12 protein-coding genes are annotated in these 12,700 nt (G+C 67.5%); 8 read left to right on the top strand and 4 right to left on the bottom strand.

Features of this window, described 5'->3' with window-relative positions; genetic code table 11:
- Positions 1-12: 12 nt before the first annotated feature.
- A complete protein-coding gene (locus tag AB0O89_RS10600) occupies positions 13-513 on the bottom strand; it encodes a DUF3515 family protein (protein WP_363497240.1) in 501 nt (166 codons plus the stop codon).
- A gap of 33 nt (positions 514-546) precedes the next feature.
- On the opposite strand from AB0O89_RS10600, the gene thiL reads away from it, so the two are divergent.
- Positions 547-1,530, top strand: a complete 984-nt coding sequence (gene thiL, locus AB0O89_RS10595) for a thiamine-phosphate kinase (RefSeq protein ID WP_331791517.1) — start codon at positions 547-549, stop codon at positions 1,528-1,530.
- Here thiL and rsmD read toward each other — a convergent pair.
- Positions 1,500-2,105 (bottom strand): 16S rRNA (guanine(966)-N(2))-methyltransferase RsmD, encoded by a 606-nt coding sequence (gene rsmD, locus AB0O89_RS10590; RefSeq protein ID WP_363497236.1) that lies wholly within the window; start codon positions 2,103-2,105, stop codon positions 1,500-1,502. The genes thiL and rsmD overlap by 31 nt on opposite strands.
- 73 nt (positions 2,106-2,178) lie before the next feature.
- Between rsmD and AB0O89_RS10585 the strand changes: the two genes are divergently transcribed.
- From AB0O89_RS10585 to mutM, 6 genes are all read left to right on the top strand, one after another.
- On the top strand, positions 2,179-4,365 hold the full coding sequence (locus AB0O89_RS10585) for an ATP-dependent DNA helicase RecG (RefSeq protein ID WP_331791519.1): 2,187 nt from the start codon (positions 2,179-2,181) through the stop codon (positions 4,363-4,365).
- 25 nt (positions 4,366-4,390) lie between these two features.
- Positions 4,391-4,888, top strand: a complete 498-nt coding sequence (gene coaD, locus AB0O89_RS10580) for a pantetheine-phosphate adenylyltransferase (protein ID WP_292712420.1) — start codon at positions 4,391-4,393, stop codon at positions 4,886-4,888.
- A 112-nt stretch (positions 4,889-5,000) separates the two neighbouring features.
- Positions 5,001-5,492, top strand: coding sequence for a DUF177 domain-containing protein (locus tag AB0O89_RS10575; protein WP_300591203.1), 492 nt, complete (start codon positions 5,001-5,003; stop codon positions 5,490-5,492).
- Positions 5,493-5,525: 33 nt separating this feature from the next.
- A complete protein-coding gene (gene rpmF, locus AB0O89_RS10570; RefSeq protein ID WP_195691641.1) occupies positions 5,526-5,735 on the top strand; it encodes a 50S ribosomal protein L32 in 210 nt (69 codons plus the stop codon).
- A 13-nt stretch (positions 5,736-5,748) separates the two neighbouring features.
- On the top strand, positions 5,749-6,435 hold the full coding sequence (gene rnc / locus AB0O89_RS10565) for a ribonuclease III (RefSeq protein WP_331791520.1): 687 nt from the start codon (positions 5,749-5,751) through the stop codon (positions 6,433-6,435).
- Between the two features lie 44 nt (positions 6,436-6,479).
- Positions 6,480-7,403, top strand: a complete 924-nt coding sequence (mutM, locus tag AB0O89_RS10560) for a bifunctional DNA-formamidopyrimidine glycosylase/DNA-(apurinic or apyrimidinic site) lyase (protein WP_363497231.1) — start codon at positions 6,480-6,482, stop codon at positions 7,401-7,403.
- On the opposite strand, the gene AB0O89_RS10555 is transcribed toward mutM, so the two are convergent.
- Both AB0O89_RS10555 and AB0O89_RS10550 read right to left on the bottom strand, forming a co-directional pair.
- On the bottom strand, positions 7,393-8,472 hold the full coding sequence (locus AB0O89_RS10555) for a GNAT family protein (protein WP_363497228.1): 1,080 nt from the start codon (positions 8,470-8,472) through the stop codon (positions 7,393-7,395). The genes mutM and AB0O89_RS10555 overlap by 11 nt on opposite strands.
- 14 nt (positions 8,473-8,486) lie before the next feature.
- The gene (locus AB0O89_RS10550; RefSeq protein WP_363497225.1) at positions 8,487-8,729 is read right to left on the bottom strand and encodes a hypothetical protein; all 243 of its coding nucleotides are present in this window, start codon (positions 8,727-8,729) and stop codon (positions 8,487-8,489) included.
- 460 nt (positions 8,730-9,189) lie between these two features.
- Here AB0O89_RS10550 and smc point away from each other — a divergent pair, with 460 nt between their 5' ends.
- A complete protein-coding gene (smc, locus tag AB0O89_RS10545) occupies positions 9,190-12,696 on the top strand; it encodes a chromosome segregation protein SMC (RefSeq protein ID WP_363497222.1) in 3,507 nt (1,168 codons plus the stop codon).
- Positions 12,697-12,700: the final 4 nt, after the last annotated feature.

Raw genomic sequence — 12,700 nt, 5'->3', positions numbered from 1 at the left:
GCCGACCCGGAGTCAGCCCACTGCGGATGAGGAGCCGGTGGCCTGGTCAGTGCACTGCAGGCCGTTGACGGGCAGCGTGTCAACGATGATGTTCCCGAGAGCGTCGAGTACCTCCGCGCTGGAGACTGTCTCGCTATCGAGATAGACCTCCACTGCCGGATCCGTGCCGAAGGAGGTGATCCGGTAGTACGGCGCGTCGGCGTCGTCGACGATCCAGTCGACACCGCTGAGCGTCGAGCACGGAAGGGTCGTCGGACCGGGGACATCGACGCCGCAGGATACGAGGATGTTGCTCCTGCCGCCCTCGCCCCAGGCGCCAGTCGCCTGCGCATCCGTCCATCGCCGCTCGAAACCGTCGAGGGTCTGGGGGAACCGGACGGTCACGTCAGCACAGTGCGGATTGTTCGCATCGGGTGCCGGCTGCAGCGAAACCGTCGTGCTGCAGGCAGCGAGGGCGAGAATGCTCGTCGCGCACGTGACCGTCACGGCGATGGCGCGGCGTGCGAAAGGCATTGGTCCAATCTACCGCCGCGGTAGCGTGGGACGATGCAGGATGCGTCGGTCGGTGAGCTCTCCGAGGGCGAGATTCTGTCAGTGATTCTGAGGGAGCTCGGACCTTCCGCGGCCGAGGTGGGGCCGGGGGATGACGCAGCAGTGCTGACCGCGGACGATGGACGTGTCGTCGCGACGGTCGACACGCTCGTGCACGGTCCGGACTTTCGCCTTGCCTGGTCGGGCGGCTTCGATCTCGGATGGAAGGCCGCGGCGGTCAATCTCGCAGACATCGCGGCGATGGGCGCGCGCCCGACATCGCTCCTGGTCGCGCTCGCAATGCCCGACGCCACCCGAGTGTCTTTCGTCGTCGATCTTGCCCGCGGGCTTCGTGCCGGGTGTGAAGCTCTCGCGCCGGGTTGCGTCGTGGAGGGCGGCGATCTCACCGTGTCTGATGTGCTCACCATCGCCGTGACCGCGCTCGGCACCCTTGAGGGTCGCCCCGCGGTGCGTCGATCGGGAGCACAGGTCGGAGACGTCGTCGCCGCCACAGGGCGTCTCGGGGATGCCGCTCGCGGCTTGCGTCTGCTCTTCGACCGCTTCCGGGATGCCGCTGGCAACCCGATCGCGGTTGACCGGTCCGGTCTCACGGGCGAGGAAGGTCGGGAGCTCGACGCGCAGCTTCGGCCTTCACCGCACATCGCCGACGGGGTGCGGGCAGCGATGGCGGGTGCGACGGCCATGATGGATCTGTCGGACGGACTCGTTCTTGACGCCGGGCGAATGGCGACGGCATCCGGTGTCACTCTCGACCTGCATCGGGATGCGCTCGGCCCGCACCCCGACGACGCACTCTCCGGCGGCGAGGACCACGGCCTCCTGGCGACCTTCCCGACGACGGATGCCGTGCCCGACGGCTTCCAGGTCATCGGGGTGGTTCGCGAGTACGGGGAGTCGCCGGTGCTGGTCGACGGTGCCCGCTATGAGGGCAGCGGTGGCTGGGATCCCTATCGCGACTGGGATGCGTCGCGGGGCTGATCGTCCGCGTCAGCGACGTTTGCCACACGACTGAGCCACCACACTGCCGTGTCTCCGTACCGCCGGTGGCGCTCGATCGTGAGCCCGGCGGGAAGGGCGGGCTCGGGGGATCGTGCTGCACGCTCGGTCACGACGATCGCGTCCGGAGCTAGCGATGGGACGAGCAGCCGGAGAACCTGGGTCAGGTCCTCCTCGCCCAGGTCGTACGGCGGATCGATGAAGACCAGCGCGTACGGTTCGTGCGCGGCTGCGAGGTAGGCATCCGCTGAGGTTCGATGCACGCGGGACGCGCCGCCGGCAGCGTGCCGCACGCGCTGAGCGTTGCGTTCGATGACGCTCGCTGCCCGCGGAGACTTCTCGACGAGGTCGACGGATGTCGCGCCCCGACTGAGTGCCTCAAGCCCCAGCGCCCCCGACCCGGCGTAGAGGTCGAGCACCCGCGCGCCGGCGATGGCGTCAGCGGCATCGAGCGAGCCGAAGATCGATTCGCGGACTCGGTCGCTGGTCGGCCGCGTGCCGCTTCCCGGAACCTCGAGGGTCAGGGAGCCGGCGGCGCCGGCGATGATCCGTGTCACCCGTCCACTGTACAAACCGGCAGGGCGCAGCCTCGGCGTCCGCGCGTCGGATGCTCTGCCTAAACTCAGGAGCATGGTCGCCCTCACGCTGTCGTCGCGACTGGATGGCGCGCTCGGCGGTAAGACGGCCAAAGCGCTCGAGCGAGCTTTCGCAATGCGCACCGTCGGTGACCTGCTCGAGCACTACCCGCGTCGCTATGCCCGACGGGGAGAGCTCACGCCCATCGCGTCCCTGCCGATCGGCGAACCTGTCACGATCGTTGCGGAGGTCCGCAGGGCCTCCGAGCGGCGGATGCAAAACCGCCGAGGATCCCTGCTCGAGGTGGTGATCAGTGACGGCAACGGGGAACTCACCCTGACCTTCTTCAACCAGTCGTGGCGGATGAAAGAGCTCACGCCCGGCCGGCGCGGGGTGTTTGCGGGCAAGGTGGGGGAGTACCGAAGGTCGTTGCAGCTTGCCCACCCGGACTATGAGCTGTTCGACGACGAAGACCGCGCACGGGCGACGGCCGAAGCCACCGCGAACCTTCCCGTGCCGATCTACCCGGCTACCGCGTCGCTGGCGAGCTGGCAGATCGCGAAGTTCGTGGGGATGGTTCTCGACGGGCTCGACGAGCTGCCCGAGCCGCTGCCCGAGGATCTGCGGCGGGCCCACGGTCTGCTGTCGTATCGCATGGCGTTCGATCGCATCCACCGGCCCGACTTCCCGGATCAGGTGGAGCCGGCGAGGCAGACCCTGCGCTGGCATGAGGCCCTCGTTCTGCAGACCGCGCTTCTGCAGCAGCGCCAGTTCGTGCGGGCGATGTCGGCGACCCGGCGAGAGCCGGGCGCGCTCCTCGAACGCTTCGACGCAGCGCTACCGTTCACCCGGACCCCCGATCAGGTGTCGGTCGGCGATGAGATCTCCCGCGATCTGGTGGGCGAGTGGCCCATGAATCGGCTCGTTCAGGGCGAGGTCGGGTCGGGCAAGACGCTCGTGGCGCTGCGCGCGATGCTGCAGGTGGCCCAGAGCGGCGGCCAGTCCGCCCTCATCGCTCCGACCGAGGTTCTCGCTTCGCAGCACCTGCGCTCGATCGCGCGGATGCTCGGTCCCGAGCTGGCGGTCGAGCTCATGCCGACACTGCTGACGGGTCAGTTGACAGCGGCTGAGCGACGCCGGGTGGCGCTGCGCGTCGCATCCGGGCAGTCGCGCATCGTCGTGGGCACGCACGCGCTCCTCAGCGACGCGACAACCTTCGCTGACCTGGGGCTGGTCGTCGTCGACGAGCAGCACCGGTTCGGTGTGGACCAGCGTGAGGCGTTGCGCGCGAAAGGGACGACGCCGCACGCTCTCGTGCTCACAGCCACGCCGATTCCCCGAACGGTTGCGATGACCGTCTTCGGCGACCTCGACGTCTCCACGATCCGCTCAATGCCCGCCGGTCGCGCCGGTATCGAGTCCTTCGTCGCCCCGATCGCCGACCGCCCCGCCTGGTTCGCACGTGTCTGGGAGCGCGTGGCCGAAGAAGTGGCCCAGGGTCGTCAGGCCTTCGTCGTGTGCCCGTCAATCGATGCCGCCGCAGCGGGCAAGCCAGCGGCAGACGAGGTAGCCGATGTTCCCGCGGTCGACTCTGGCGAAGCGACGGGGGATGGCTCGTCGCGCAAGACGCGGTGGGGGGTCGTGCAGGTCGCCGAACTGCTCTCGCGGCATCCGGCGTTCGAGAACCTCACGGTCGAGATCCTCCATGGCAAGATGCCCGCGGAACAGAAGGATGCTGTCATGCAGGCCTTCGCCGCAGGGAGCATCGACGTTCTCATCGCAACGACCGTCGTCGAGGTGGGCGTGGATGTTCCCAACGCGTCGACGATGGTGATTCTCGAGGCCGACCGCTTCGGGGTTTCCCAGTTGCACCAGCTTCGCGGCCGGGTCGGCCGGGGCTCTGTGCCCGGACTGTGTCTGCTCGTCACCGAGAGCGAGCAGGGAACGTCGGGGCGTGCGCGCGTGGAGGCTGTGGCGGCGACCCTCGATGGGTTCGCCCTCGCCGAAGTCGATCTCGAACTGCGCGGCGAGGGGGACGTGCTGGGCGCAGCGCAGTCCGGCGCGAGGTCGTCGCTGCGCCTCCTGCGCGTCGTGACGGATGCCGACCTCATCGCCCGCGCCCGGGCGGCTGCTGAAGACATCCTCGCGGCCGATCCGGCGTTGCTGTCTCACCGTCCGCTTTCGGACGAGATCGAACGGCGGGTTGGTCAGCAGGAGCGTGCGGCTCTCGCCAAGAACTGATGCTGACCCCCGATAGGGTGGAGGCATGAACAGTCGGATCGCCGTGGTTCCGGGTTCCTTCGATCCGCCGACGCGGGGTCACCTCGACGTCATCCGCCGTGCGGCGCGACTCTACGACCAGTTGCACGTTGTTGTCGTTCACAACCCGGGCAAAGAGGCGATGCTGCCGCTTGCGCAGCGGCTGTCACTGCTGGAGCAATCCATCGCCGAGGCCGACATCGAGGGCAGCGTTGTCGTTGCCTCCTGGAGTGTGGGGCTGCTCGTGGACTACGCGCGCGATGTCAATGCCGGAGTTCTCGTGAAGGGCATTCGCTCGCAGGCTGATGTCGTCTACGAAGTGCCCATGGCCGTCGTGAACCGCGATCTCGCGGACGTGGAGACCGTCTTCTTGCTGCCCGATCCGTCGCACGCGATGGTGTCGAGCTCGCTTGTGCGACAGGTAGCAGCCCTCGGCGGTGACGTCTCGGCGTACGTACCGCCCGCGGTCGCTCGATTCCTGCACACCGGCGGCCACGACCTCTGAGCCGTCATCGAGCCCGTTCCCTCTCACGCGGGTAGCATGGTCCCCCGTGAGTAGGCAGCACTCCGGACCGTTCGTGGTCCCCGTCCGTGACATCACGCACCGTCCCGGCGAGATGCGAGAGTTCTCCCTCGAGATCCCGGCGCCGCAGAAGTGGGGCGAAGGGTTGGTCTCGGTCGCGGAGGGCGAACCGATCGTTCTTGATGTCCGGGTGGAGAGCGTGCACGAGGGGATCCTCGCCACCGGCGAGGTCGACACCGAGTACACCGGCGTGTGCGGACGGTGCCTCAATGAGGTCGCCGAAGGCGTCCGCGTCGCGTTCCAGGAGCTTTTCGCGTATCCTGGGCAGGAAGAAACTGACTTCGAGGTTCAAGACGACCACGTGGATCTTGAAACTCTGGTCAGGGATGCGGTAGTCCTGTCGCTTCCATTTCAGCCGGTGTGTCAGCCGGATTGCCCCGGCCTTGATCCGGTCACGGGTGAGCGACTGACCGAGAGCACCGGTTCGCCCGCGAGCGAACCCATCGATTCCCGGTGGGCGGCGCTCCAGGGCTACACCACCCAGGACGACACCACAGACCACGGCGACCACGACGCACGCGCGTGAGTGGCTGCCGAGAAGAAAGAGAAGAGCTGAACAATGGCTGGTAACCCCCCGAAGCGCAAGGTCTCGCGTTCGAACACCCGCTCGCGCCGTGCGCAGTGGAAGGCCGATGCGCCCACCCTCGTCAAGACCGTCGAGAACGGCAAGACCGTCTACAGCCGTCCGCACCAGGCGAAGGTCGTCACCGACTCGCAGGGCACCGAGCTGTTCCTCGAATACAAGGGCCGCAAGGTCGCCGACGTCTGAGCGTCGCAGCGACGTGACGACTCGCGAGTCCGCTGAACTCGCGCAGAAGCTCGGGGTCGACATCGACCCCGAGCTTCTCGCGCTGGCACTGACCCACCGGTCCTGGGCCTACGAGAACGGCGGAGTGCCCCACAACGAACGGCTCGAGTTCCTCGGCGACTCCGTGCTCGGCCAGGCCGTGACCGTGCGGCTGTTCCGCGCGCATCCCGAACTCGACGAGGGTTCGCTCGCCAAGCGGCGCGCAGCCGTGGTGTCGACCGTCGCGCTGGCAGAGGTTGCCCGCGGCATCGATCTCGGCGCGTACGTCAAGCTCGGGAGAGGCGAGGAGCAGACCGGAGGCCGGGAGAAGGACTCGATCTTGGCCGACACCATGGAAGCCGTCTTCGGGGCCACCTATCTGTCGGCGGGCCCGGATGCGGCATCCGACCTCGTTCTTCGCCTGATCGAGCCGCTGCTGTCCGATCCAGACCGCTACGGAGCCGCCGTCGATCCCAAGACGGCGCTGCAGGAGCTTGCTGCCCGTCGTAGCGTTGCCCCGCCGGCGTATGAGGTCTCATCGACGGGGCCCGATCATGACCGCCGCTTCACCGCGATCGTGGTCGTCGGTGATCACCGCGCTGAGGGCGTCGGGACCAGCAAGAAGCACGCCGAGATGGCTGCTGCCCTCCGGGCCTGGCGCGACCTCACCGCGCGCACGTGATCTCGCTCCCCGAACGCGATGCCTGAGCACGATGCCCGAGAACGATGCCTGAACTTCCTGAGGTCGAGGTCGTCCGCGCCGGTCTCGCGCCGGCGGTTACGGATGCCGTCATCGAGTCAGCCACCGTCATCGATGGTCGCGCGCTGACGCGGCATCCGCCGGGAGCGTTGGACTTCGAGGCTCGGCTCCTCGGCCGCACCCTGGGGGGCCCGGCAAGACGGGGCAAGTTCCTGTGGATCCCGCTAGCCCCCGGCGCTCCGGGCGCGGTGCCCACCGAAGCTCTGGTCGCGCACCTCGGTATGAGCGGGCAGATGCTGCTGCGGCCTTCCGGGGCGCCTCCAGAGCGGCACGAGCGCGTGCGGCTCGACATCCGGCATCCGGAGCATGGCGATCTCGCGGTGGTGTTCGCTGATCAACGCACGTTCGGTTCGCTCGCGATCGATTCTCTTCAGGACACTGCCGACGCACGTGCGGGCGGATACGGCACTGACGACGCACTCGTCCCGGCTCAGGTCGCGCACATCGCGCGGGATCCTCTGGATCCGGGATTCGACCTTCGGGCCTTTCGCCGCACCCTGGAGCACAAGGCGTCGGCGATCAAGCGCGTGCTGCTTGACCAAACCGTGGTCTCGGGCATCGGAAACATCTACGCCGACGAGTCGTTGTGGGCAGCGCGAATCCACCCCGACACGCGGGCTTCGGACCTGAGTACTCGCGCCGTCTACCGCCTGATCGCCGAAGTGCGGGCCGTGCTGGAGAAAGCTCTCGCGGAGGGCGGCACGAGTTTCGACGCACAGTACGTCAACGTGAACGGGCAGGCCGGCTACTTCGCGCACTCCCTGAACGCGTACGGTCGCACCGGCCAGCCGTGCGCACGGTGCGGTGCCCCGATCGTGAAGGTATCGTTCACGAACCGCTCAAGCCATTTCTGCCCGCACTGCCAACGACCGCCCCGGCTCACAGCGTAAGCGTCTTCTTCCACGCGCCGATGTAGGCGACCGGGCGGAACCCGATCTCTTCGTTCACGGCCAGCATCGGCCGGTTCTCTTCGGCGTTGTAGGTGAGAATCCGCTGCGTGTGCGGCGCGAGATCACGCCACAGAAGAAGCGCAGCGGTCTTGATCAGCATGCCGAGTCGGTGACCGCGGTGCTCGCGAAGCACGAGCGTGTCCTCCTGGTGCGTCACGGGGTGACCGGGGCTCGACGCCAGCTCGGTGAAGGCCACGAGTCGGCCGGACCCGCGATCGCGTGCCGCGACGATGAGCACGTCGCGGCCCCCGTCGATCCAGTGAGTGTCGTGTTCGACAATCCTGGCAGCGTCCCAGCTCTCCTCCGCCATCTCCATTCCCGCGCTCGGTGCGTCCACACTCATCCGCGACTTCATCCAGGCGTAGTCGGTCACGAACTCCGGAGGAGTCGGTGGGTGCCACGAGACGATGTCGTATCCGGCTGCGGCCGCCGATGCCTGCTCATGGAGCTCGCCCACCAGCTCGACGCTGGTGGCCGAAATGTCGAGGATGCTCTTACGTTCGACCTGCTCCAGTGCGTAGCCGTGGCGGAGCGCAAATCGGGCAGCGTGATCGAGGGGAATCCGCCCGAAGCCGGTCGGCGGTGTCACCTGCTCACCGTCTGCCGTTGGGTGCTCGATCCATGACTGGATGATGCGGCGGCCGTTCTTGGCCGCGGTGGCTTCGAGGATGCCGAGCGCCGTGCTTCCGGTGCCGCGGCTCCAGGCGTGGCGGCGCAGTTCGATCTGCGCGTAGGCGACGGTGGCATCGCCATCGTGGGGAAGATCAAGCCCTGCGCGTCCGACGAACTCGTCGTCGTTCCAGACGCCCCAGATGAGCCGCTGCTCAAATGCGGATGGTTGGTAGTGGGGGAGGAGCACTGCGGGTTCGAGTTCTTCGTCTCGATTGCCGCTGATCTCGTCGTAGACGATGTTGCGGACCCTCACCATCTCGAGAAAGTCCGCCGCCTCGGGGGCGTTGAGGCTGCTCGGGATGGCGAGGGGCCGGATGTCGGGTGTTGCGGTGGTCACGTCGGATCCTTCGATCAGCGGGCGTTCAGGTGCCAAGCAGCCAGGCGCAGGGCGTGAGCCGCACGCTCTTCGCGTGCCAGCTCCTGCTCGTACCGGAGGCGTGCGACCTCGCGCTGTTCCCGGGAAGCAGCACGACGAAGGTGCTGCGTGAGCACCCAGACGGCGATCCGCAGACTCGCGCGCTCGGCAACCGTCAGATGTCGACGGACCTGGGGGTGGGTGGTGAGAGCCTCGACGGGCTCGAGTGTCGTGTACATGAGAGACCTTCGGTCAGCTGCGGATGCCGGTGATGTTCCGACATGCAGCGGGGAGGCATCAGTGCGCTGACGTGACGGTCAGCGCAGACGCGGAGAAGTGAACGGACGGTGGGTCCGTGTGACCGGAACCGATGAGGTCCGGTGGCTCGACCAGCGCGCTTTAGGCGGCGGTGGGAGCGGCGAGCAATCCCGGGGAGGTCAGTCCCATGGGCACGCGCAACGGGGTGTGTCCAAACACTGCAGTGCGAATCATCATGGCTGTCCTCCTCTCGTGACGTGTCGCGATCTGAGACGCTAGCGGGTCGAACCCGCCTTCGTCAAGCAAGCTCCCAGAATTCGTGGTCATCCGGGCGTGTCGCCCGTCCTGGGCCTGGCTCCCTCGGGGAAGCGTCGCAGCAGGGTACCGTAGGTCGACGGTCGGACGTGGGGTCGATACGCCACAGGTCGGGAAGGAACGCGCATGCACCTGAAGAGCGTCACGCTCAAGGGGTTCAAGTCGTTCGCCCAGCCGACCACGTTCGCTTTCGAACCGGGGGTGACCGCGATCGTCGGCCCCAACGGGTCTGGTAAGTCCAACGTCGTCGATGCGCTGGCCTGGGTGATGGGGGAGCAGGGCGCCAAGACACTGCGCGGCGGAAAGATGGAAGACGTCATCTTCGCCGGTACTTCGACGCGCGGGCCGCTGGGTCGCGCCGAGGTGCAGCTCACGATCGACAACAGCGACGGTGTCTTGCCGATCGAGTACTCCGAGGTCACGATCAGTCGAACGCTGTTTCGCAATGGAGCGAGCGAGTACGCGATCAACGGGGAAGGATGCCGCCTGCTCGACGTGCAGGAGCTCCTGAGTGATTCGGGCCTCGGCCGTGAGATGCACGTCATCGTGGGGCAAGGCCGCCTCGACACCGTTCTGCAGGCTTCACCCGAGGACAGACGCGGCTTCATCGAGGAGGCCGCCGGCATCCTCAAGCATCGGCGCCGCAAAGAGAAGACGCTTCGCAAGCTTGAGGCGATGGAGGCCAACCTCACACGCCTGAGCGATCTGGCTGGTGAGCTTCGCCGACAGCTCAAGCCGCTGGGCCGTCAGGCCGAGATCGCCCGGGAAGCTGCCACGATCGCCGCTGTCGTGCGCGACGCGAAGGCTCGCTTGATCGCTGACGAACTGGTCGGTCTGCGAGCGGAGCTGGCTGACCACATGCGTGCCGAGCACGAGCGCCACGCCGAGCGGCTTGTGCTGCAGGACCGGTCGGATCAGCTGCGGGTCCGAATCGCTCAGCTCGAGGCGGAGCAGCGCTCCGAGGCTGTCGACGGTGCGCGGCGCGTGCTGTTTTCGCTCGAGCGTGTGCAGGAGCGTCTGCGTGGGCTGTACTCGCTCGCCGGGCAACGGTTGACCCTTCTCGGGGAATCGGCAGACGACGACAGTGCGGCAGTCCGTACCGTCACGAGCGCGATGATCGATGACGCGCGGGCTGAGATCGATGAGGTGTCTGCAGGGCTCCTGGATGCCGAGGACGCGGCATCCGAGGCTGCCCGCGACGTCATGCGGGCTCGCGCCGAACTGGATGCGCTGGACGTCGACATCGCCGAGCAGAGCGCGTTGGTTTCGCAGCATGAGATGAAGCTCACCGCGCTGCGGGGCTCCGCGGACGCGGCAGAATCTGCACTCGCGGCCATCGATGACGGCCTGGCGCGCCAGCAGCGCGCGCTGGACGCTGCCACGGCCCGCCGTGAGTCTGCAGCAGCCGAACTTGCCGGGGTCGATCCCGAGCTTGTCCCCGAGGGCAGCACGGCGCAGTACGCCGCTGAATACGACGAGGCGGGCCGCCGGGCGACGGATGCCGAGACCCGGGTCTCGGAGTTGCGTGAGCGCCTTCACGGCACCGAGCGCGAGATCGAAGCGCTCACCGCCCAGACCACCGCACTGACGCGTGCGCTGGGCGTCAAGAATGCCTCGGCCGACCTCATCGCTGAGGGTGCCCCCGGGGTTCGGAGCTTGGTCGGCGACGCCATCCAGATCACTCCTGGCTACGAGGCTGCCATTGCCGCGGTACTCGGTCCCCGCGCCGAAGGTGTGCTGGTTGACAGCCTCGAGGATGGCTTCGCGCTTGCCGAGCGCGTGCGCGATGCCGATCGTGGAGTGGTCGATTTCGTCATCGGTGAGGTCGCCGGCACAGCTGACGATCTGTCGGGTTTCGATCCGCTGCGCCCCGCCGCGGATGTCGTCACGGGTCCCGCAGGTGTAATCGCGCTTCTGACGCGCGTTCTCATCGCGGATGATCTCGACGCGGTTCGCAGGAGCGCGCCCTCAGTCGTTGCCGACCCTCGCACCATCACCGTCGTCACCAGAGCCGGAGAGGTCTTTACCGGCTCGACGCTGCGCGCGGGTGCCGGAGCATCACGATCGCGCCTCGAGCTTCTGGCCGAACGGGACGCTGCTGCCGAGCGTCGCGATGAGCTGGTCGTGGTGGCCGACTCCCTCCGGGAAGCGCTCGCCGATGCGCGGGCCGCCTCCGAAGAAGCCAAACGGCACACGAGTGCTGCGCTGACGCGGTTGCGCGAGCATGATGCGGCAGTGGCCGCGCACGCGGAGCACGTCAACCGAGCCACGGTGCAGCTGGAGGCTGCCAGCGCGGAATGCGAGCGGCTTGAGGCAGGGCTTGCGCAGGCGCAGACCGCACGGGACGATGCAGCGGCTGCCGCAGCGTCGGCACAGACGCAGTTGCAGCATGCACTTGAGGCGCCGCGCCCCATCCTGGACGCGTCGGCGCGTGACGGGCTTCTCGAGGCGCTCGAGGGAGCACGAGAGCACGAGATGCGGGCGCGACTCGAGGTCGAGACGCTCCGCGAGCGCGTTCGTGCCGGACAGGCGCGTGTGCAGCAGCTCGAGCGCCAGCGTGAACGTGAGGCTGCGGCTGCTGCCGAAGCCGCCCGTCGTGCGGTCATCCGTCGACGTCAACGTCAGGTTGCCGCCGACGTCGCGGCGACCCTGCCTGCCGTTCTCGATTCGGTCGACCGGTCAGTCTCGGCAGCGCGTCTCGAGCTGGCGGAGGCAGAGTCTGCGCGCTCGGCCGTGACGTCGGAGTTGTCGGCAGTCCGTGCCGACGAGGCGGCCGTGAGGGAGCGTCTGGCCGGGCTGACCGAGAGCGTTCATGGGCTCGAGCTGCAGATGCACGAGAAGCGGCTTCACGTCACGAGCATTCTCGACCGGGCACGATCGGAACTGAGCCTTGACGAAGACATTCTCATTTCCGAATATGGCCCCGATCAACCGATTCCCGCCGACGACGGCGAGGAGCCGGCGACTTTCGACCGCGCACATCAGCGCAAGCGACTCCAGGATGCTGAGCGCAAACTCGCCCAATTGGGGCGGGTGAATCCGCTCGCGCTCGAGGAGTTCGCCGCGCTTGAGCAGCGGCACACGTTCCTCACCGAGCAGCTCGCCGACCTCACGAGCACGCGTAAAGACCTCGTGACGATCATCGACGACCTCGACGAGCGGATGCAGACGATCTTCCTCGCTGCGTTCGAAGACACACGGACCGCTTTCGATGAGGTCTTCCCCGTCCTGTTCCCCGGGGGTTCTGGAAGCCTGAGCTTGACCGATCCCGACAACCCGTTGACCACGGGAATCGAGGTTGCGGTGCGACCCGTCGGGAAGAAGATCGAACGGCTCTCGCTGCTCTCCGGTGGCGAGCGATCACTTGCGGCGGTGGCGTTGCTGACGGCGATCTTCAAGGCGAGGCCGAGCCCGTTCTACATCCTCGACGAGGTGGAGGCTGCCCTCGATGATGCGAACCTGGGTCGCCTGCTCGGCGTGTTCGAGCAGTTGCGCGGCAGCAGCCAGCTGATCGTCATCACGCACCAGAAGCGAACGATGGAGATCGCCGACGCCCTCTACGGCGTCTCGATGCGGCAGGACGGCGTCTCCGCGGTCGTCGGGCAGCGGATCGCCGATCGCGCAGCCAGCTGACCGT

It is taken from the genome of Microbacterium sp. NPDC076895, assembly GCF_040687115.1.
Lineage (GTDB): Bacteria > Actinomycetota > Actinomycetes > Actinomycetales > Microbacteriaceae > Microbacterium.
The sequence above is the reverse complement of the archived record's forward strand: the minus strand, read 5'-3'. Positions and strand labels throughout refer to the sequence as shown.